Origin of the sequence: Waterburya agarophytonicola KI4, assembly GCF_020640915.1 — a bacterium.
GTDB classification, from domain to species: Bacteria; Cyanobacteriota; Cyanobacteriia; order Cyanobacteriales; family Xenococcaceae; genus Waterburya; species Waterburya agarophytonicola.
Window position 1 is genome coordinate 69,498 of record NZ_JADWDC010000006.1, and the last position, 20,948, is coordinate 90,445.

Sequence of the window (20,948 nt, forward strand, 5' to 3'; positions counted from 1 at the left end):
TCGAACTAAGGAGCGAAAAAAATACTCATCAAAAATAAAATTTTGTCGGTAGCATTATAAATGTCTGTATAGTTATTTATGAATAATTTTATTGGTAACTAGTAATAAAAAGGAATATAGAGACTTGATCGGTAAATTAAGTATTCAATCCAAACTAATGCTGATGCTTTTAGGCGTATGTATTAGCTCGATTATTGCGATAGCCTATGTTGGTTATGACAATGGTCGTCAAGCATTAAATAACAGCATTCAAAACCAGTTAATTAGCGTTCGAGAAACTAAAGCCTATCAAATAGAAAACTACTTTAAAAAAGTTCGAGCCGAAGTCCAAACCTACAGTCAAGGAGAAGTTAATAAAGCTGTCAAAGGCTTTGCCCAAGCTTTTCAAGAATTAGAAAGTGCAGAAATTCAACTTGATTGGCACGAAAAGCTCAAAAAATACTACGAGCAGGAATTTTTACCAAAATTAGCCGCAAATACTGCGGGTCGACCCCTTTTATATTCATATTTGCCCCAAAATAGTGCCGCTAGATATCTTCAATATCATTATATTGCGGGCAACACCAATCCTATTGGCGAGAAAGAATACTTCAACAATGCCAATGACGGCAGTCAATATAGTGGTATTCACAAAATAGTTCAACCTATTTACAGCAACTTTATTACTCAATTAGGCTATTACGATTTATTTTTGATTGATGCTAAAACAGGCAATATTGTCTATTCAGTTAAAAAAGAAACCGATTTTGGGACTAACTTAATCAAAGGACCTTATTCTACTAGTGGACTGGCTAGCGTATTTCGCCAAGCAGTCAATGCCGACGATCCCAACTTTGTAGCCATTTCTGATTTTTCTCCTTATCGAGCTTCCTATGCCGAACCCTCTGCATTTGTCGCTAGTCCCATATTCGATCTCAATGATTCTGAATTAATCGGGGTTCTCGCTTTTCAGTTATCAGCAAATGAAATCAACAGCGTGATGACTGGTAATAATGATTGGGAAGAAGAAGGACTGGGTAAGTCGGGAGAAACTTATTTAGTAGGTTCGGATTACGGTATGCGTAGCAATTCTCGCTTTTTGATCCAACAGCCCCAAAAATATTTTAAAGCGATCGCAGCTAAAGGCTTACCCAAAGATAAAATTGCCTTTATTAAAAAATTTAACAGTTCGATTTTGCATCAAGAAATCGCCACCGAAGCAATTAAACAAGCATTAGATAACAAGGCAGGTTTTGCTATAGCAAATGACTATCGTGGTATTGAAACTCTCAATGCCTACCGTCCTTTAGAAATAGACGATCTTAATTGGGCGATTAATGCCCAAATAGATACCCAAGAAGCTTTTGAGCCAATTAAAGATTTTCAGCGTCAGGTTTTACTGGCAACCACAATTATTGTCCTGTTGGTAACTCTAATTGCTTCGATACTTTCTTACTACTTCATTCGCCCTATTCGTACTTTAATTGATGGATTTCGCCAAGTTGGAAAAGGCAATACTGATGTGAAAATCACAGTTAAGTCCAAAGATGAATTCCGCGAACTAGCTAATTCATTTAATGAGATGGTCGATAATTTAGACCATCAGAAAAAACTAGTTCAAGAAAAAAATGAAGAAAACGAAGAACTATTACTTAGCATTTTGCCCGAACCCGTAGCAGAGAGAGTTAAAAAAGGTGAGGAAAGCATTGGAGATAGTTTTTCTAATATCACAGTGCTATTTGCCGATCTAGGTGGATTTATTGAGCTTTCTGAAAGTCTTCCTGCAGTTCAAACCGTAAGTTTGCTTAACGATTTGGTGAGTGCTTTCGATGATGCAGCCGAAAAACATGGGGTAGAGAAACACAAAACTATCGGTAGCGGCTACATGGCAGTCTGCGGCTTATCTGTTCCTCGTTTAGACCACGCCAAAAGAACTATTGATTTTGCCAAAGAGATGTTGCGCATTGTCCGTCGCTTCAATCGAGAAAAAAATACCGACCTCAAACTTCGTATTGGGGTTAATTCTGGTTCTGTCGTAGCGGGGATCGTGGGTAAAGATAAGTTTATCTACGATCTGTGGGGAGATACGGTTAATGTTGCCAATCGCTTACAGTCTCGTGGTGAATGGAACACAATTCAAGTTACCGAAAACGTACACAATCGTATTGCTGAATTTATCGAAGATTTTGAACCAGTAGAAAATACCGAAATATCAGATCGAGAAAACTTTCCCGTGTGGTCCACTAAACCCTATTGATTGAAGCAGCAAATAATGACGATCAACTACGTCCTTGGAGGAGGATAACTGAAAGTATGGAGAATTCTTTTTGGCAACAAGATTGGTTTATTTGGGGTGCAGTTTTAATTATTGGTTTCCCTTTCTTGACTTTATTATTGGGAGAAATTATTTATCGAGCAAAATCAAAAGATAAATTACTCACGGCAACTTTAAGAATTGTTCGTAATTTGATTTTTCCTAGTTTGGCGTTATTTATTTTATTAAATAAAATAATTGGGCTGTCTGAAGATACGACTCCTCTACGCTTAGTCCAGACTGGACTGTGGTTGTTTACCATTCATGGTTCTTTGACCGTAATCAATGGTCTTTTATTTGATGGTGCAAAGACTGGAACTTGGCAAGCCAATGTTCCGAAATTATTTCGCGATCTCAGTCGAGTATTCTTGATTCTTTGCGGTGTTGCTATAGTCTTATCCTTAGTTTGGGGAGCAGATTTGGGAGGGGTAATTGCTGCTTTGGGAGTTGGCTCGATTGTAATTGGTTTGGCACTCCAAGATACTTTAGGAAACTTGTTTTCGGGGATTGCTCTATTGTTCGAGCGTCCCTTTACTGAAGGTGACTGGATTGAGGTAGATAGTGTCAAGGGAAAAGTGATTGAGATTAACTGGCGTTCGGTTCATATGTTGACTAGGGATTTAGAAATGCTGATCATTCCGAATGCAGCCTTAGCTGGTGCAACTATACGGAATTACCGTCGCCCTCAAAAACTTCACGTCGAACCAATTGATGTGGGCTTCTCCTATGACGATCCCCCCAATAAAGTCAAACGAGTCATGAAGCAAACTGCTCTAGCTACCAAAGGAGTTTTAGAAAAGCCAGAGCCAGTTATACAAACTATTTCCTATGATGATTCTTCCATTGGCTATCGGGTAAAACTATTTTTGTCAGATTATGACAAAGTTCCGATGATTCGAGATGAGTTTATGACTCGTGTTTGGTATGCTGCCGAACGCAATGGGTTAAACATTCCCTTTCCCATTCGTACTCTCTATCATAATCCCCCCACAAAAATTAATTCAGCAAAGGTGATTGAGGAATATCTCCAACAGCTTCATAATTTTCCTAGTTTTGCTAGTGCGGGTGGCGATATTTTGGCAAAATTAGCTCAAGTTGCTACAGGTAGGGCTTTTGGAGAGGGGGAAAAAGCGATCGCCCAAGGAGATCGTACCGAAGGAATATATATTATTGTGAACGGTCAAGCATTAGTAACTATCAGGGCAGAAAATTTTGTGCGAGAACAAGAAGTTGCCCGATTGGTATCTGGTGATTTCTTTGGAGAGTCGGCACTTTCAGGGAAAGATATCAGTCCCGTTACAGTCACTGCCTTATCCGATTTAGAAGTTTTGATTTTGCCCATCGAAACCTTACAGATAGCTCTAGAGCAAAATACTCGCTTAAGACAGGAAATTGGGATGGTGATGGAAACTCGCCGTAAAGCGATCGCCATGACTCAAAAAACTAAAAATAGAACTTTGAATAATCGCAATGGTAAGTCTGATAAATAGGGAACTATAGTCAAATATTTAACTTGATTTGACAGAATTGAGCAAAATTCTTCTTTCTGCACGAGCAATCGCCCGATACGTTCTGTTAACTGCTTCGGGTTCCACAGAAATAGTGTTAATCCCCCAACCTACTAGGCGATCAATTAAGTCGGGATATTCTACTGGGGCTTGACCGCAAATCGAACAATCTATATTATTCTCTTTGGCAATAGCAATCAATTGGGCGATCGCTTTTTGGACTACAGAATGATTGGCATTTAAACCATTGTGACTAAAATGGGCTTGTTCTCGATCTACTCCTAAAAGCAGTTGAGTTAGATCGTTTGTCCCGATAGCAATTCCTCGCACCCCCGCCTTAATATATTCTGGTAACAACCACATGACCGAAGGGACTTCTGCCATAATCCAAATTTGAAACGATTCCCGATGGGCTAGACCAATATTTTCTAACTGACGATAGCAAAATTGAAATTCTTCAACGCTGCGTACAAAAGGTAAAACTAAATGAAGGTTACTATAACCCTCTTTGGCGATCGCTAGTAGAGCCTTTAATTCTAAAGAAAATAAAGTAGAATCTAAACCGTAACTATAACTGCCTCGATTGCCTACCACGGAATTAATGTTATTTTGGGTTGTCCAATCAAGAGAACGATAATAAATTGGACGAGGAGCGAAGGCTTTAACAAATTCCCGCAAAGATGTAGTCAGAATATGAGTAAATTCTGTTTGAAATGATTTTGATTGCCATTGTTCGGCAGATTTTCCAGCTAATATATGCCCCAACATCAACTCCGATCGCAGCAATCCTACTCCATCAACGGGTAAATTAAGACTTAAGGGAATGCTTTGGAGTTGAGAAATATTCACCATTAATTTGGTGGCAATTAACTGATGGCGAGATGACGAATTGGCAGCAGATAAATTAGACAGAGACCGATGTTGTAATTCTGTTTTGGGGTAGACTTTTCCTTCGTCTCCACTGAGGCAAATTTCCAGACCATTGCTTAAAATTTTGGTTGCATCGACAGCACCAACTACGGCGGGAATATTTAATTCTCTGGCTATTATCGCTCCATGACTGTTTTTCCCCCCAATTTCGGTGATGATTCCCTTGGCTTTATCAATCCACGGAATATGATGCAGGGAGATTTCGGAGATTGCTAAAATTGTATCTTCAGGAATTGACTCGGGCTGAGTTGAGAAATCTTCCACGATCACAACCCGACCCGTTACCCGACCAGGAGCAGCGGATATGCCCGTTAACAAAGGTTTGATGGCTGGAGAAGAAGCTAAAAGTGGAGTTATTTGTTGGGGGGGTAAGTTAATGGAAGTTAAAAGGCGATCGCTAAATTGAGTAAAGAAAAAATTTAACCGACTATCTCCTGGGACTTTTGAGTTGGTCGCAATCCATTGTAAATATTTGATTTGGGGTTGTTTGGCTAAAATTCCTGGAATTGATTGAAATAAATTGGCGATCGCATCTTGCTCTAGGACATAAACTTTTGAGCGATCTTCACCAGGGATATATTCTTCTAAACAAGAAAGAGATGGCATTTTTAGCCCTATTTCTTTGAGTCGATAGCCATAGTTTTTATGACCCAATTTACGAGACAAAATATGTCCTGTATGACCATCCAAATAATATTCATCACTATCCACATCTCCCTGGAGTAAACTACGCTCTTGACCCCAGACAGCTTTAATTCTGATTAGATCTGGAGAAATCTCTACTGTCCCCGAAGCAAGAGCGTCGATCGCTGGTCTAACCAAGATTCCTAAGTTAATTGTTTCTCCACTTAGCCCCAGCTTTTTCCAATAAAGCAAACTTTTAGCACTAAATAACTCCAACCATACTTTTTTGATCGTTCGAGTCAAGGCTTGAGGGTGAGCATTACAAAAATGCGATCGCCAAAAACCCCTGCTACTCAAATCTTGTCCCGAAGGTGACGAAAAGAAAGGTTGTAAAATAAAACTGTTGCTATTTAACTGTTGTGCAGCCTCAAAGATTTCTTGCTCTATTGGTTGGGGAAATATACCGCGATCGACGATGTGGCGACTGCGACTGGCAACCGACTGTAGGCTCAAAGAGTCGTTTACATCTACAGCAATAGAAGAATCAGATAGCTCTTTTACCAAAGACTGAAAATCATCTAAATTAGTTAAAAACTGGCTTAATAAATTATTCCCTAAAACAAATCCAGGCAAAATAGCAGATTCATGTTGAAGTAATTGGCTGAGAATATATAACTGATTCCCAACCAAAGATTGTTCCGAATGCTGAATTTGTGAAAGCCAATAAATATAGTTCACTGTTTCAGGTAACAGCAGCTAATTTTTGTGATTCCACCGCAGCTTTTGCCAAAAATTCATCGCTTAGTTTCATAAATGCTTTTGAACCTCCAGAATTAGGCATTGCCAAAGAAACAGGAGTAAACATATCTACTGCCTTAGCAACATTCACGTCCATCGGAATTGACTGTTCAAATAACTGTTCGGGATGAAAGTCATCGCGCACTCTTTTCATTACCTGTTTATAATATCTGCCCATTAATCCTCCAGCAGAGAGAATAAACACAATACCCAAGAGTTTGACATCGAGGGGTTTGATGTTTTTGTGACTTTCTCTGAGTTTAGCAATTCTTCTTTCTAAAAGTTGAATTCCTACCAAAGACAAAGGCTCTGGACGAGCAGGTAATAAATAAAAGTCACTGGCTGCAATACCACTACGGGTCAATAAATTGTATCCAGGGGCGCAGTCAAGGATAATAAAATCATAATCATCGATTACTGGTTCGATAATTTTTTCGATCAGGATTCTCTCAAAGTTATTCCAGACATTTTGAAACTCTTGTTCGCCATGTTCTAATGCTTGCTGATGAAGCATTGCTGAAACTTGGAACTCATCATAAAGTTCGATATCCCCTGGAAGCAATTCTAAACCATCAATGCCACAAATCTCGGGTACGATGATGTCTTTGGTATCTAATTTACTCCAAGGATTGGGATTAATTACATTATCAAGTAAATAGCTTAAAGTACGTCTTTTTTTGCGTAATTTAGCGAATTCATGGGGTGAAACCAAACTTAAGGTCGCGCTAATTTGTGAATCTAAATCTAAAACTAGTACCCGTTTATTATGTTTTTTTGCCAAACAAGTCGCAAGATTAACAGTCAAAGTAGTTTTACCTACTCCACCTTTCATGTTGACGGTGCTGATTATAGTTCCCATGTTTGAAATTCCTAACAGTCTCAGTTAACGTTAGTGTGCCAGAAGATATTATGGTAGGGATAAATCATAATATTTCCTAAAGTTTTTTATTGCGATCTGCAATTACTGATTACTGATAGTTACTGAGTATTTTCCGCTTCAGGATATAAAGGTTTTTTATCCAGAGATCCAAGACGATTGGGAGGCCAAAAACGCACTGACGCGCGACCAATAATATTTTTTAGAGGAACAAAACCCCAAAGATGAGAATCGTAACTATTATTGCGATTGTCTCCTAAAACTAGATATTGCCCTTCTGGAACTGTAATCGGGCCATACTGATACTGGGGAGGATTGAGAATATATTTTTCGGTAATTTCTTGGTTGTTAACATAGACTTTGCCATTTTCTACTTTGATTTCATCTCCTGGTATTCCAATAACTCTTTTAATAAAAGCTTCTTTATAATCTTGTTCTTTGAGGGTGTCTGTGGGTGAAAAAACTACCACATCTCCCCTTTCTGGCTTGCGAAAACGATAGCTTATTTTCTCGATAATCAAGCGATCGTCAATCTCTAGAGTAGGCAACATTGACTCGGAAGGAATAAAGCGAGCTTCTGCGACACAAGCACGAATTCCTACGGCTAAAACTGCGGCAGAAATGAGAGTTTTTAGAAGTTCGAGTATAGGATTTTCTTCTTGTTCGCTCATAAGCACATTACCTCCTAAGTAAGAGTAAACGGTAAAAGATCGATTGATGGAAAATTTTTTTGTGTCAGTTAAAAGTTTTCTAGGGAATTTTTCCTATCTTTAGGTTGCAGAGTAATCATTGTATACTCTTTTCTTCTGACCTTACCAACCAAAAGTATTGAGTTGTCCCTAACTCAAGATGCCAAAATAATACCAATATGCGAAGGTTTAAGACCTTTTTTAGTACTTATGCAAAATTAGTCTCGCTTCATTGCTCTTGCTATTGCACGTTGATCGTCTCGTTTTTTAGCTGTCTCGCGTTTATCGTGGAGTTTTTTACCTTTACCCAAGCCGATCGCAATTTTGACTTTACCTTTTTTAAAATACATTTTCAAAGGAACGAGAGTTAAACCTTTTTGTTCTGTTTGCCCGATTAACTTATTAATTTCTTTGCGGTGTAAAAGTAACTTGCGAATACGTAGAGGCTCGTGATTAAAATACTGACTAGTCTCTCGATAAGGTGATATATGGACGTTGCTCAACCACACTTCTCCATTTTTAATAAAAGCATAGCCATCTCTGAGGTTAACTTTTCCTGCACGAATTGATTTGACTTCCGTACCCACTAATTCAATCCCTGCTTCGTAGGTTTCAAGAATTTCATAGAGATAACGAGCCTGACGATTATCGCTAACTATTTTTGTACCTGTGCTTTTTTCCGCCATTCTAATCCTTTCAATTCTGGAGTTGCTGAGGATCTATTAGTATATCATTGGGGTTTTTTGCTTGTGTTGTCTAGTTTAAAATTACGATACTTATTGATTGGCACAATAGCTCGTGTAATGATACGGTATTGCTGACTCGAATTGGAAGTTGGCAATACTGTTTTTTGGATAGAATAAAAAAATTAAAATTTATTCCTACAATTGATGACACCCCCTAAACATCTTAGTGTGGAACATTTATTAGTTTTAACGTCAGTAAAAATAGACGTTATTGGTTAGAGATATTGGAGTTAAGTTAATTTGATGAAATTCTTGGGCAAGACTAATAAATTATGGATGGGAGGAACGGTAGTTTTTACTATTGTGTTGAGTGGTTTCCTCGCAAATATACAACCTTATACTACCAAAGCTGCTATTGCTCAAATAGCTCAAGCTCTTTCTCCAGAAGAAGTTAATCTCCGCGCCAAACAAATTATTGTCCGCATAGATGGTGCTAGTGTGGGTTCTGGTTCGTTAGTTGATCGCTCAGATAACGTCTATACTGTTTTGAGCAACTGGCACGTAATGAAGAATCAAGGGAAATATATCGTCAGGACAATTGATGGTAGACAACACCAAGTAGATCCCACTAGCATTAAGCAATTAGCAGGGCTAGATTTAGCCATATTTCAATTTACGAGCAATCAAAACTATCAAGTAGCAGAATTAGGTGATTCGGCTAATTTAAACGAAGGACAAAGTATTTATTTTGCTGGCTATCCAGGAGAATTACGTCAAGAAGACAATCGCTATTATCGGTTTTTTTCAGCTAATTTGGTTGGCATATTACCAAAATTAACAGAAAATGGCTATTCTCTAATTTATAATGGTGAAGCCTTCCCAGGGATGAGCGGAAGTCCTGTATTTAATCAAGAAGGATTAGTAATTGGAGTTCACGGCGAAGCTAACGTTCATGCTTTGTCTGGAGGAACTTCCAACTATGCTATTCCCATTAGTACTTACCAAAAAGCGATCGCCAGTCTCAAAGAACAACCTCCAACTGAGACTTCTCCCACACCGAGTGAAACAACAACCATCCCAGAAACATCTCCACCCCCTAATAATGAAGTAGCAACTCAATCAGAACCAGAACCAGAACCAGAACCTATACTAGAAGAGAAATCAGAACCAGAAACAAATAATTCCGAGTCTATTTCTTCCGTACCTACTTTCACCCCCGATCCTCCCAAGAAAACTCCTCCCCAAACTCCAGAAGTAGAAGCGAAAGATGAATCTGAGAGCGTTGCAGAACCTGAGATGATGGACGAGTCAGTAATTGCGGTAGAAGAAGAAAGCAATAGCGATGACGAACCAGTGGTAGAAACCGAAGCAGCAGAAGTGGAGTCGGAAACAATCGAAGTTAACACTACTACCACAACGAGAGAAATTGTCTTAGTCTCTCAGAAAACAGGTATCAATTACAAGCCCTTGCGCGACTTGCTTAAGGAAGAAAAATGGTCGGAGGCAGATCTGCAAACCTATCGACTGATAGAACAAATAGTTCAAACCGCCAAACAAAAAAACAAGCACGTCTTTATCGAGCTAAAAACTATTGCTGAATTTTCTTGTCCCGATATTAGAACTATTGATTCGTTGTGGAAAAAGTATACTGGTAATAAATTTGGTTTTAGCTCTCAACAAGAAGTCTGGCAAAGCGTCAATCAGAAAGGTGATTTTTCGACACAAACTTGGCGACGTTTTGCTACTCAGGTAGGTTGGAAAAAAGGCGAAGTAGATAGCGGGAGTGGTTATTTGCTCTACGATCAATTGGATTTCGACCCGACTCAAGCACCAATTGGTCATCTTCCTTGGTGGTTTGCCCTACCAGATGAAGAACAGAATGTGATCAAGCATCTATTTGCTCGTTGCAATTTTAATCCCTCTCCCCAAGAATTAGCAGCAGAGGAAGGAAGAAACAAGCCTAAAAAACCAAGAAATAACAATGCAGACGAACAAGATAAAAAGCCCAATATTGATAATTAATTAAAATTAATTAATGAAACACCATCAAACAGGATTAAAAATTAAAACCACAGGCAAGTCTTTACACGAGATCACTCGTCAAGTGGAACAAGCAGTAAGCCAATCGGCGATCGCAACTGGTTTGTGTACCGTATTTGTCCGCCATACTTCAGCATCCTTATTAATTCAAGAAAATGCCGATCCTGATGTATTGGTTGACTTAGAAAATTTCTTTACCAACCTAGTCCCAGAGGATGCTAATCGTTATATTCATAGTGCAGAAGGTTTAGACGATATGCCCGCCCATATTCGCTCCGCTTTAACTCATACTTCAGAACACATTCCTATTTCTGGAGGAAGACTGGTTTTGGGTACTTGGCAAGGAATCTATCTTTGGGAACATCGTCAACGCAGCAATCAACGAGAAATTATCGTTCATGTCAGTGGCGAACAATAAATTTTTATATCATATAACTTCTGCTGATGAATGGGATGCTGCTCAACTCGATGGTGAATATACACCCCAGGGTTTTGCCGAGGAAGGATTTATTCATTGTTCTTATAGTCATCAACTCATAACAGTGGCGCATCGGTTTTACAAAGGACAGAATGGTCTTGTAATATTAGCGATCGAACCTTCTACAATAAGTAGCAGTTTAGTTGAGGAGAATCTCGAAGGGGGGGCAGAGTTATATCCTCATGTTTACCGTCCGCTACCCATTAATTCTGTCGTTAAAGCAGTTACTTTCCCCTGTAATGTTGATGGTAGTTTTACTCTACCTGAAGAACTAAACGCGTGAATTATGAAGTAGCTAACTTTTATTTTAATTACGATCGCTTCTGTTAGACGATCGCTTTCCATGCACAAAGTAAAGTCCTGTGGTGTCATCTGTTTTACTCGAACTAAACAACCGTCCTTTTTATTAATGAAGCGATCGCATCGTTACGATCTACCCAAAGGTCATATCGAGCCAGGAGAAACAGAATTACAGTGTGCCTTGAGGGAGTTATGGGAGGAAACAGGAATTAATAGCAGACAAGTTTGTTTGGAGTTGGATTTTCGCTTCAAAACTATCTACTATCCCCGTTATCGACGTTATGACGGTCAAAAAGTTGAAAAATCTCTGGTAATTTTTTTTGGATGGGTTAGGGAAGAGTTAGAAATTGTGATGACAGAACACAGTTCTTCAGAGTGGATTAAATGGAATCCTCCTCATTATTTCCGCAACCGCATTATTGATGAGTTGTTGGTGGCGGTAGATAAACAATTAAAAATTAAAGTTTCCTAGGGATTATTGTCGTAGCTGGCTAGATCGAGTAGATTAATGAGGGTAACCCCGATAATAATTCCATTATACAGCAAAACTTGGAATCTGCGATCGCTAGCAATGTTTGTCTCTTCACCCATCAAGATGTATATTGAGTTTTTTTTAGCTGTTACGATCTTGTCGATGTTATCGATGTGTCGATGTGACTATATCTTCTTCAAAATGAGAATTGCTGCTTTTTTGCCCTTAAACCTCTCTCGACAGATTTATTCATGCACAAGATCGGTTAGAGAAGAACTTTTCTAAACACAATCTTATCTTCACCTGGATTGTAATATTCCCGAATACGAGCTTCTTCATCGTATCCATTCTTACGATAAAAAGCCCTTGTTGCTTCAAAACTATCTAAACTAGATGTTTCGATGATTAGTATCCGTTTCCCCATTCTCCTTAGTTCCGCCTCAACATGCCGCAAAAATTCTGTCCCGCGTCCCTTCCTTTGATATTCTGGATGAACTGCAATCAAGAGAAGATTAGAAACTCCATTGGCAAAAGTTTCTTCTGCATAATAGGCAACACCTCTCAACTGACCATCTTCTTCATCAGTTAGCCATTTATGCTCTCCATCAAGACCATCTTCAAAATAAGCTGATAACATACTGCTCAATTCTTCGAGTTCATTAGGTTGAAATAACTCTGTAATTTGACACAGGCTAATTAAGGCAGCCTTGTCCTCATGGGTTACATCCCTAATTTTCATCCTGATTTTGTTCATTCTTAATTTTGATTTTGATTTTGATGCAATACTAAGAAATTAATTTGTTTCTTAGAAGTTAATAATCTAAGCAACGATTAAACCTGTTGCTCGATTGCGGCTTTATATAACTTCTGAATTTTTCGCAATATCTTATCCAATATAGAATTACGACATTCAGGGCTACCTGGATCGCAACTTTGAATAGTTTCAATTAACTTTGCCTCTCTGACATCGATATAGCCATCGCTGTAGATCAAACCACTAATTATGTCCAACAACTGCTGATAATCTTCTGCCGAAGGATTGTCACCAAAATACTCTTCAAGCCATTGATAACATTCAACGGGTTGAATTGGTTTTAATTCTGATAATAAAGGTTTGATCTGAGGATCGTCGGCTAGTTTAAACTCATCAGCCACACGACGTAAATAAACTCTTTCTTCTGGTTGAATAATACCGTCAATCCAGGCAGCACCAATCAGAATCTTGAGAATCTGTTTCATTTTATTTTTGTTTTGTGTCAGCATCTCACCTATCTCGTACTAATCTCACCATGAAAAATCCATCCATATCCTCTAGATGTGGATATACTTTAATCCAACCATTCGACATCGCCAAGTTTTTGGGCATCATATTGGGGGGAGACTGAATACTCCAGTTTGGGTAATTTTCCAAAAACGATTTTACTATTTTTTCATTTTCCGAAAGATTAAGAGTGCAAGTAGCATAGACCAAAACTCCTTTTGGTTTCACCCAAGTAGCAGCTTGTTCTAATAGTTCTTGTTGCAAAGGAAAAAGTTCCTCTACAGACTCCAAAGTTTTTCGCCAACGAATATCGGGGCGTTTGTGTAATGTTCCCAAACCCGAACAAGGCGCATCTAGCAATACCCGATCTGCTACACCAATAAAATTTTCTACATCGCGACTATCTTCAACTTGGATTTTAATCGATCGCAACTCTAGCCTAGCTGCGTTTTCTCGAACTTTATGCAGACGTTTGGCATCGCGATCGCAAGCAATAATTCGTCCTTTATCTCCCATTAATTCAGCTATATGGGTTGTTTTACCCCCTGGTGCTGCACAAGCATCGATAATCGTCTCTCCAGGCTGAGGATCGAGCAAATGGGATACTAACTGCGCGCTACTGTCTTGAATTACCCACCAACCCTGTTTGTATCCAGGTAAATCAGTAATTGCTCCCGCGCTTTCTAATCTCAATCCTTGGGGTACTCCTGGTATCCGAGTAACAGCTACTCCACGGGCTTTAAATGCCGTCTCTACCTCGGCGATCGTAATTTTGAGAATGTTTACTCGTAAATCCAATTTGGGAGATTGATTAAACCAAGCTAACAATCGATCTACTTCTTCTATTGGTAATTGCTCTAGCCAGATTTCCACCATCCAGTCAGGAAAACTATGTAATATACCCAATCTGGCAATGGGATCTGCTGGTAGTTTTAGGGGATCGCCTAACTCAGCTTGGCGTATATATCCCCGCAATAAACCATTGACTACACCTCCTAACTTAGCAATACTGTTTTCTTTAGCTAACTCAACACTAGTATTTACCGCTGCGGAAGAGGGTATGCGATCTAAATACCGTAACTGATACAAACCCAAGTGCAAAATAATGCGTAAATCTGGGTGTTGCTGGTTAGCTTTCTTTTTACCTAATAAATCTATTAGGGCATCTAAGGTACGCTGACGGCGTAAAGTACCATAAACTAGCTCGCAAGCAAAACTGCGCTCTGGCTGGCTAATTGCGATGGATTTCCCTACAGATTTAATTGCACGGTTCAGGGCGATATCGGTGTAGGCTTTTTTCTGATAAATATTCTTGAGTGCCAGAAAAGCTAAGGTGCGGGAATTGGGAATAGATGCCATGCAGTAGATAAGTACAAAATTTTGCCCTACTCATTGTACATTTATTACCTTAGACCATAGACGCGATCGTCGACATTGCCACATCAAACTCAAAGAGAAAAGTTGGACAAACTAGTGCATTACCTAAGTTTGGTAATAATCAGAACAGCCGATCGCTTCCTCTGTATTGGCAAAATGGGGATTTACCGTGCATTTGAGGCGATAATCTCCAGTAAAAAAACGACATTTGGTACAGGGAATTTGGTGCATTTTTTTCCCTACAGTTACTACATCCATAACAAAATTAGCTAAGCTCCAGCCCACCAGTCCCAACAAAAAATAAGCACCAACAAAACGCAGTTGGAGCATAAATGGCTTGAATACACTGGCAAAATCAACAGTAGATTGCAACACAGTCGGCAGTGAATAATATATCTAAATTAGATTATAAGCATTTATTATGACATATATTATTTTACTTAATCAAAGTATCGATCGCCCCTGACAACTTAAAGACGAGTTTTGATAATTTGAAACATTTGCATAATCTGCTGTTTGTTGAAATTCTTCAACAGAGTTAAGGCTGCTTCTTGAGGATCTCTAGAAATAGTTATAGTAGATCCAGCAGAAGCACTCGAAGATGTTCCACCCGCAGTAGCAGCTAGCTGTTGTAAGTTTTTGCTAGGAGCGAGTTTGCTGATTTGTCCAGAATCTAAAAAATCTCCAGCCTGTTTAATTTCTTTAATCACTACTTGAGCAATGGTGGCATAGGGATACTTTTTGTTAGTGATTGCCTTTTGAGTGGTAGCGACTAATGTTTGCCAATTTGCTTCGTTAGGAGCGATCTCTCCTAGTTTGTTACAGGCGATATGTAGTTTTTGTCGGCTTTCTGGAGTATCTGACTGCTTAAATTGTTGCAGCATTTGTTTGAGGATCGTAGTTACTTGCTGATTAAGGCTAGCACCATCAGACGAACCACCAGACAATAATTGCTGGAGATATTTATCTAAAACTGCGAAATTCGATTCTGCTTGTGCCAGAATTTCTACTGCATCGCTATCGCTGAAATCGGCAGAGCTTTCTAAACGTTCGATCAGATCTTGTAGATGATCGTATCCATTGAGAAAAAGCGACTCTAGTTTTTGATCGACATCGACTTGATTATCTTTGAGAATTTTGAACGAATCTTCTAGACGATGAGCGGTTTTTTGAATACTGGTATACCCCAACATAGCTGCCCCGCCTTTCACCGAATGAGCAGCCCGAAACATTTCATTGACGGTTTCTGCATCACGGACAGATGTAGCTAGCTGTAAAATACCTTGTTCTAAAGTTTGAAGATGTTCTTTCGCTTCTTCGATAAAATATCCTAGAATTCTTTGCTGATTAGCTGTGTCCAAAGCTTATATCCCCCGTTTCCTTTAACTTAGTAAAAGTGTCTATATAAAGCAATATATAAACACAAGTTTATCCCAGACTACTTAAATTGGGTAGTTGATTTTCAAGATTCAATGAATGACCATCTCGGTTTAACCAAAAAGCGTGAATTCCCATGTTTTTTGCCCCTAAATAATCTTCATTTTTACTATCTCCAATGTGCCATGCTTGTTGAGCAGTAAAACCATGTTTTTTTAAAGCAATCTGAAATATGTCTTGATCTGGTTTGGCAAAACCTGCGCTCGAAGAAATGGTAACACTAGTGAAAAAATGTTCTAGATCGAGAGCTTTTAGTACTGTTATCAAGCGGCTATCGAAATTAGAAATAATTCCTAATTGAATTTTTTGTTTTTGCCAGTATTGTAAACAAGGAATAACATCGGGATAAATATACCAAGGTTGTTCGCTGGCAAAATAGTAATATAACTCTTGAAAAAACTCAGTAAAATCACTGAATAGATCCAATACTTCTACGCGCTCAAAGGTTTTTTGAACTATATTTTTCCACCAAATAAATTCTTGTCTAACCAGAGTATCTAATTCGGTAGTAGGAAATGCTAAACTTGGAGCAGCTTGATAACTATCTACAAAAGCATTATTAAGCTCGATCGCATTTATTTCTACGCCGTATTTGAGCGCGAATTGTTGATATATTTCGCCTACGCTACTTTTGAGATCGAATAAAGTACCCATGGCATCGAAAAAAATAACTTTGGGTAAAGAATCGTTAAATAATTGCGGTTTCATTATTGCGATGAAAAATGAAAATAATTAATGTCTGGATGAATTAAGATTAGCCTGTACTTTTTGTTGAATTCTTTGAGTTAGGTTAGCGATCGCTTGAGTAGAATCTGCTTGATAGTGCTGCCAATATTCTCGTGCGGCGATCGGCGAATCGATTTTGACTCGAACTCGGCGTAATCCTTTAGGTTTTGGACGATCGATTTGAAATACTTCTCTTTCTAGTCTATCTAAGGTAGCAAAAAATCTTTCGTTGGTCGGTTCATCAGCAACGTAACCATCATAAATTGCATCGAAATTAAGCAGTCTAACCGTAGTTAACTTGAGATGTTGATAATCTAACTCTGGTGAGGAATTTGACTTGATCGCATCTGCCAAGATTGATTGAATTTTATATACTCGCTCTCGATTGGGTAATTGAGTTGCAGGAGCTATTTTCAGTCGCTCTTCGCAGTAATTTAACAAATGTTGTTTTAGATTAGCAATTCTTTGATTCCAGTCTGATTCAATTTGGAGGGTTATGTGATATTCGGTTTCTAAGTTAGTTAAGACTTTGGCAGAGACTCCCCTCAAGCGGGAGTATAAATCATCGCTAGTTGGTTGAATAGACAAAGCTGTTTCTAATTCCCCCAGACTTTGAGCGATCTGCCGATCCCAATTTCCTAGATAACAATATTTAATACTGACAGGAACAAAATACAAATCGGGGATAGTGCTTTGTTTTTTGCTTAATTTGGCGATCGCTTTGAAAGCCAATTCAATCCCCCCCGTGCGAAAAGGCATCACAGTATCATTTTGATAAGAACAACCCCCTTCGGGAAAAACCACTAATTTACACTTGGGTTGCTGAAGAATTTTTAAAGTATGGACGATGCTAAGGCGATCGCCCATACCCCGTCGAATAGAGTAAGCCCCCACAGCCTGCATCAACCAGCCGACAAAGCCACTAAATGCCTCATAAGCAACGATGTAGTGCAGCAATTGCCCCAAACGGGCTGATAAAAGAAACATTACCAAACCATCATCTAGATTAGAATGATTGGGCAAATAGACTACTCTTTGATTGTCTATTTCTTTGAGTAGAGCAATATCGCGATCGCTAACTTCTAATTTAATTTGATAGACAAAGTACATCACTAGATAAAAAATACTTTGAATCAAACGAGTTAATAAAGCATTTTGCTTTGGCGGCAAAAACTTTGCTTCAGACATATGATATTTTCTTAAATTAAGAAGATAATAGCTCAACTATGGGTTGAGTAATCCAATTGAGTCCTACTGTTAGCTGATGTTTGAGAGTTGGCAAACGATAAAGATAAATCAGACGACGAGCTATATAGGCAAAAGAGCCATCTAATTTTAAACCTAAACCGTTGATTGCAGCATTATCTATACCCAAAGTCATCATTTCACCTAAAGGCTGATAGCGGAAGGATAATAAGGGGCGATTGGTTGCTGATGCCCACAAATTCCAAGCACAATAATCAGACTGTTGAAACGCTACTTGCGCCGTAGCGGGGAGAGGTTTGCCATGTTCGTCGTAGCAATCTGCCACATCCCCCAAGGCATAGATATCATCTCTACCTTCTACTAACAAAGTTGGTTGTATTTTAAGCAATCCTCCCTCGTTTTTTGCCAGGGGAAGATCTTCAACCAACCCTGCAACTTGATTGCCCACAGTCCACAATACTAAATCAACGGGAATAGTATCAGTTTGTCCTTTATAAGTCAGAGAAATACTATCAGCTTCAACGCGATCAACTTCTGTTTCTAGATCTTGCCAGATTTGGTTTTTTGACAAAGCCTTGATGGCAGTTTCGCGGTTAAAATTCGCACTATCCTCCAGAATTTCTTGTCCTCGATCTATGATGCGAATGCGACCTTTTTCGCCGAGACGATCTGCCAGCTTGCACGCCAATTCTACCCCACTGTAGCCACCTCCTACTACCGCCACTCTGATTTTATCGGGGTTAGCTTGTTCTAATAATCTCAATTCTTCCTGAAGACGATAAGCATGATTGAGAGAACGAAATGGTAGAGCGTGTTCTTTTGCCCCTGGCACTATATCTACGGGGGTTTTGCCTCCCGTCGCCAAAACTAATTTATCGTAATCTACTGTGGTATCGTCTGCCAAAGAAACTTGTTTGGCTGAAATATCGATAGCAGTCACAACACCTTGATGGAAAATAATACCCGTGTTGGCAAACAATTCGGCAAAAGGAGGAGCAATTTCCCAGCTTTGCATCTCTTCTGTGATTAGTTCGTATAACAGAGGCGAAAACAAAAAGCGATCGCTTTTATCGATGAGAGTTATTTCTGGTTTTTGCTCGTTTTTCCACGGAAATTCACACAGACGCAAGGCAGTATACAAACCACCGAAGCCTCCGCCCACAATACATATACGCGATTTTTCGCTCATAACAGATATTTATCTCGCGCCAACGAGTCAACTATGGTGCTTAATTTATTTTAATTTTAGCTAAGTCTGGATTTTGAGGCAGAAGCACAAAAAAAGGGACTGAAAGTTCTAGCCCTATTTATGACTCGATCTTCAATCCCAATTATTTTGTTTATCGTATGTTGTCTATTCTTTGTAGCCGTTGCCTCAAGTTTTAGAAGGCAAATGTAGTTCTTAGCGCGCCGATAAAGATACTATCATTGTCGCTATTTTGATTGGGATTAGATAGAAAAACTACCCCAGGGGTAATAGAAATATTGTCGTTCAAGTTAAATCTATATAATGCTTCTACGTGAAGAGGAATATCATCAGCAATTTCTTCATCCGTGTCATCGCCATTGGCATCAATCGAACTCAAATAAGGTTCTGCTCCCACAATCAATGCTGCCATACTACCTTCTTTGATGAGATCCGAAATAACTAAAGCCCCTGCAAAGTTAATAATATCTGCCGAACCATCGTCATCATCGCCTCCATTAATTATATTGGCAGTAGTGTAGCCCCCCCAACCTCGAAGACTAAATTTGGGAGTAATATCAAATTGAGCTTGTGCGCCAAAAGAATTGGTTGCTAAGGGAGATGTGCCAACAGCAACGTTAGTAGCTCCTCTCAAGTTAGCAGCATTAGTACCCGTACCGCCCCAAAGGAAAGAGCCTCTGAAATCTGGAGCATCTTCATCATTTAGAGTAGCTTGCTCGTTGTCATAGCCACGAACGTAAGTCAGACCAATCTTTAAGGATTCTGATGGAGTTAATTCAATTTGACCCAACGCCGAAAAACTACCATTGAAAAGACCGTTAGTCGTACTAGGATCTGAACCATTAGGAGCTATATAACCGCCAGAAATCGCCAGAAAATCGTTGACCGTAAATTTGGCACCAACACCCGCGGAAAAACGATCTATACCTTGACGATATAGAGGATTTCTTTCACCAAAACGAGTTAAAGCACCCGTAGCACCACCACCAGTGTTTAGACCATCATTATATACTTCAGCATAAAAATGGTGAGCAGCCAAGACACCCATTGCCGTTACTTTTAGCTTCTCTCCTACAGGGAAACTATAGTGCAAGCGATCGACTACAACATTATTACCTGCTGGCCCGTCGTGGGCAAAACGCCCTTCTCTCGTACCAGTTTCATTTTGAAATGAATTATCAATATTTCCCGCAGTTATACGAGTGAATAACTGATCTTTTCCTGTAAAACTGCTGACAAAAGTCAAACGAACTTTATCAGTAAAAGTTACTTCAGAATCTAGATCGGGATTCTCTTCTAAACCTAAAGCTTGTTCTTCGCCAAAAGCATTAGCCAGGGTAAAAGCGACTTCTCCCACTAGTTTGGTAGTAGTAGAAAAAGAACTATCTTCGAGGAGGGCAGTTTTGCTTTCAACTTCATCGATTCTGCCTCCTAAAGCTGCTAATTCTCCCTCAAATTCTTGGCTCAACTTTGTAATTGTTTCTAAGTCTTCATCAGCAGAAGAATCAGTAGAAGCAATTAAGCGTTCGATTTGATTGAGGCAGCTATTTAAACCAGCAGCAAATTCATACCGACTTAAGGGTTGATTTCCACGGTAAGTTTGATTGGGAAAACCTGAAATACAACCATAGCGATCTACAAGAGAGCGTAAAGCTTCATAAGCCCAATCTGTTGGAGCAACATCTCTTAATTGATTAACGTTGGTAACTTGTTCTAAAGAATTGACGGGGGTCGCTGCATCATTTAAATTATCTTCTAGAGAATCGTTGAAATCTGCATAGTTGCCGATCGCATCTGGATTGGATAGGTCTATTTCCCCAGCAGAGACACTACCATTTCCTGAAAATACTGCTGTTGAAATAAAGACAGCCATACCAAGCAGAATTGGATGCTTGATTTTCATCATCTTAATTTTTCCTCACACCTAAAAATAAAACACACCAGTACGAGTTATCTTGCTGCTGTATTGCCGTTATTCTTATATGACTGAGACTTTATTTTTGTGATTTTTAATACTAAAACTCAATTAAAAACGCAGT

Annotated in this window: 20 protein-coding genes; 6 read left to right on the top strand and 14 right to left on the bottom strand. The window is 39.1% G+C overall.

Annotation, left to right across the window (positions count from 1 at the left end; all coding sequences use genetic code 11):
• The first annotated feature begins 91 nt into the window (after positions 1 to 91).
• Together I4641_RS03840 and I4641_RS03845 are read left to right on the top strand one after the other, a co-directional pair.
• Positions 92 to 2,236, top strand: a complete 2,145-nt coding sequence (locus tag I4641_RS03840) for an adenylate/guanylate cyclase domain-containing protein (protein ID WP_229639143.1) — start codon at positions 92 to 94, stop codon at positions 2,234 to 2,236.
• Entirely contained in the window at positions 2,233 to 3,783 is a 1,551-nt protein-coding gene (locus I4641_RS03845; protein ID WP_229639144.1) for a mechanosensitive ion channel family protein, read from the top strand. The genes I4641_RS03840 and I4641_RS03845 overlap by 4 nt, the downstream gene beginning before the upstream one ends.
• 18 nt (positions 3,784 to 3,801) lie before the next feature.
• On the opposite strand, the gene I4641_RS03850 is transcribed toward I4641_RS03845, so the two are convergent.
• The 4 genes from I4641_RS03850 to smpB form a co-directional block, all read right to left on the bottom strand.
• Positions 3,802 to 6,093: a putative PEP-binding protein gene (locus tag I4641_RS03850; protein ID WP_229639145.1), complete on the bottom strand. Its 2,292-nt coding sequence runs from the start codon at positions 6,091 to 6,093 to the stop codon at positions 3,802 to 3,804.
• 4 nt (positions 6,094 to 6,097) lie between these two features.
• Entirely contained in the window at positions 6,098 to 7,012 is a 915-nt protein-coding gene (locus I4641_RS03855; RefSeq protein WP_229639146.1) for a ParA family protein, read from the bottom strand.
• 119 nt (positions 7,013 to 7,131) lie between these two features.
• Positions 7,132 to 7,701, bottom strand: coding sequence for a signal peptidase I (lepB, locus tag I4641_RS03860; protein ID WP_229639147.1), 570 nt, complete (start codon positions 7,699 to 7,701; stop codon positions 7,132 to 7,134).
• A gap of 236 nt (positions 7,702 to 7,937) precedes the next feature.
• Positions 7,938 to 8,405, bottom strand: a complete 468-nt coding sequence (smpB, locus tag I4641_RS03865) for an SsrA-binding protein SmpB (protein ID WP_229639148.1) — start codon at positions 8,403 to 8,405, stop codon at positions 7,938 to 7,940.
• A 303-nt stretch (positions 8,406 to 8,708) separates the two neighbouring features.
• Here smpB and I4641_RS03870 point away from each other — a divergent pair, with 303 nt between their 5' ends.
• From I4641_RS03870 to I4641_RS03885, 4 genes are read left to right on the top strand one after another with little or no spacing between them, the layout of a single operon-like run.
• On the top strand, positions 8,709 to 10,427 hold the full coding sequence (locus tag I4641_RS03870; RefSeq protein ID WP_229639149.1) for a GUN4 domain-containing protein: 1,719 nt from the start codon (positions 8,709 to 8,711) through the stop codon (positions 10,425 to 10,427).
• Positions 10,428 to 10,440: 13 nt separating this feature from the next.
• The gene (locus I4641_RS03875) at positions 10,441 to 10,863 is read left to right on the top strand and encodes a secondary thiamine-phosphate synthase enzyme YjbQ (RefSeq protein WP_229639150.1); all 423 of its coding nucleotides are present in this window, start codon (positions 10,441 to 10,443) and stop codon (positions 10,861 to 10,863) included.
• A complete protein-coding gene (locus I4641_RS03880; RefSeq protein ID WP_229639151.1) occupies positions 10,850 to 11,206 on the top strand; it encodes a DUF952 domain-containing protein in 357 nt (118 codons plus the stop codon). Before I4641_RS03875 ends, I4641_RS03880 begins: the two co-directional genes overlap by 14 nt.
• 60 nt (positions 11,207 to 11,266) lie before the next feature.
• Positions 11,267 to 11,695 (top strand): NUDIX domain-containing protein, encoded by a 429-nt coding sequence (locus I4641_RS03885; protein WP_229639152.1) that lies wholly within the window; start codon positions 11,267 to 11,269, stop codon positions 11,693 to 11,695.
• On the opposite strand, the gene I4641_RS23750 is transcribed toward I4641_RS03885, so the two are convergent.
• From I4641_RS23750 to I4641_RS03930, 10 genes are all read right to left on the bottom strand, one after another.
• Positions 11,692 to 11,814: a hypothetical protein gene (locus I4641_RS23750; protein WP_263858119.1), complete on the bottom strand. Its 123-nt coding sequence runs from the start codon at positions 11,812 to 11,814 to the stop codon at positions 11,692 to 11,694. The two genes, I4641_RS03885 and I4641_RS23750, sit on opposite strands and share 4 nt — an antisense overlap.
• A 146-nt stretch (positions 11,815 to 11,960) precedes the next feature.
• A complete protein-coding gene (locus tag I4641_RS03890) occupies positions 11,961 to 12,449 on the bottom strand; it encodes a GNAT family N-acetyltransferase (RefSeq protein ID WP_229639153.1) in 489 nt (162 codons plus the stop codon).
• A 77-nt stretch (positions 12,450 to 12,526) separates the two neighbouring features.
• Positions 12,527 to 12,934, bottom strand: a complete 408-nt coding sequence (locus tag I4641_RS03895) for a tellurite resistance TerB family protein (protein WP_229639154.1) — start codon at positions 12,932 to 12,934, stop codon at positions 12,527 to 12,529.
• A gap of 25 nt (positions 12,935 to 12,959) precedes the next feature.
• Positions 12,960 to 14,315: a 16S rRNA (cytosine(967)-C(5))-methyltransferase gene (locus tag I4641_RS03900; RefSeq protein ID WP_229639155.1), complete on the bottom strand. Its 1,356-nt coding sequence runs from the start codon at positions 14,313 to 14,315 to the stop codon at positions 12,960 to 12,962.
• A gap of 123 nt (positions 14,316 to 14,438) precedes the next feature.
• Entirely contained in the window at positions 14,439 to 14,708 is a 270-nt protein-coding gene (locus I4641_RS03905; RefSeq protein WP_229639156.1) for a hypothetical protein, read from the bottom strand.
• Between the two features lie 95 nt (positions 14,709 to 14,803).
• Positions 14,804 to 15,694: an Hpt domain-containing protein gene (locus I4641_RS03910; RefSeq protein WP_229639157.1), complete on the bottom strand. Its 891-nt coding sequence runs from the start codon at positions 15,692 to 15,694 to the stop codon at positions 14,804 to 14,806.
• Positions 15,695 to 15,761: 67 nt separating this feature from the next.
• Positions 15,762 to 16,478, bottom strand: a complete 717-nt coding sequence (locus tag I4641_RS03915; RefSeq protein ID WP_229639158.1) for an HAD-IA family hydrolase — start codon at positions 16,476 to 16,478, stop codon at positions 15,762 to 15,764.
• A 24-nt stretch (positions 16,479 to 16,502) separates the two neighbouring features.
• Positions 16,503 to 17,684 (bottom strand): 1-acyl-sn-glycerol-3-phosphate acyltransferase, encoded by a 1,182-nt coding sequence (locus tag I4641_RS03920; protein WP_229639159.1) that lies wholly within the window; start codon positions 17,682 to 17,684, stop codon positions 16,503 to 16,505.
• Positions 17,685 to 17,700: 16 nt separating this feature from the next.
• Entirely contained in the window at positions 17,701 to 18,891 is a 1,191-nt protein-coding gene (locus tag I4641_RS03925; RefSeq protein WP_229639160.1) for an NAD(P)/FAD-dependent oxidoreductase, read from the bottom strand.
• A 193-nt stretch (positions 18,892 to 19,084) separates the two neighbouring features.
• Positions 19,085 to 20,815, bottom strand: coding sequence for an iron uptake porin (locus I4641_RS03930; RefSeq protein WP_229639161.1), 1,731 nt, complete (start codon positions 20,813 to 20,815; stop codon positions 19,085 to 19,087).
• Between the last annotated feature and the right edge of the window lie 133 nt (positions 20,816 to 20,948).

Coding starts and splice junctions, on each gene's coding strand:
- I4641_RS03855 (WP_229639146.1), bottom strand. CDS start 7,012: ATGGGAACTATAATCAGCACCGTCAACATGAAAGGTGGAGTAGGTAAA.
- lepB (WP_229639147.1), bottom strand. CDS start 7,701: ATGAGCGAACAAGAAGAAAATCCTATACTCGAACTTCTAAAAACTCTC.
- smpB (WP_229639148.1), bottom strand. CDS start 8,405: ATGGCGGAAAAAAGCACAGGTACAAAAATAGTTAGCGATAATCGTCAG.
- I4641_RS03870 (WP_229639149.1), top strand. CDS start 8,709: ATGAAATTCTTGGGCAAGACTAATAAATTATGGATGGGAGGAACGGTA.
- I4641_RS03875 (WP_229639150.1), top strand. CDS start 10,441: ATGAAACACCATCAAACAGGATTAAAAATTAAAACCACAGGCAAGTCT.
- I4641_RS03885 (WP_229639152.1), top strand. CDS start 11,267: ATGCACAAAGTAAAGTCCTGTGGTGTCATCTGTTTTACTCGAACTAAA.
- I4641_RS23750 (WP_263858119.1), bottom strand. CDS start 11,814: ATGGGTGAAGAGACAAACATTGCTAGCGATCGCAGATTCCAAGTTTTG.
- I4641_RS03890 (WP_229639153.1), bottom strand. CDS start 12,449: ATGAACAAAATCAGGATGAAAATTAGGGATGTAACCCATGAGGACAAG.
- I4641_RS03895 (WP_229639154.1), bottom strand. CDS start 12,934: ATGAAACAGATTCTCAAGATTCTGATTGGTGCTGCCTGGATTGACGGT.
- I4641_RS03900 (WP_229639155.1), bottom strand. CDS start 14,315: ATGGCATCTATTCCCAATTCCCGCACCTTAGCTTTTCTGGCACTCAAG.
- I4641_RS03915 (WP_229639158.1), bottom strand. CDS start 16,478: ATGAAACCGCAATTATTTAACGATTCTTTACCCAAAGTTATTTTTTTC.
- I4641_RS03920 (WP_229639159.1), bottom strand. CDS start 17,684: ATGTCTGAAGCAAAGTTTTTGCCGCCAAAGCAAAATGCTTTATTAACT.
- I4641_RS03925 (WP_229639160.1), bottom strand. CDS start 18,891: ATGAGCGAAAAATCGCGTATATGTATTGTGGGCGGAGGCTTCGGTGGT.
- I4641_RS03930 (WP_229639161.1), bottom strand. CDS start 20,815: ATGATGAAAATCAAGCATCCAATTCTGCTTGGTATGGCTGTCTTTATT.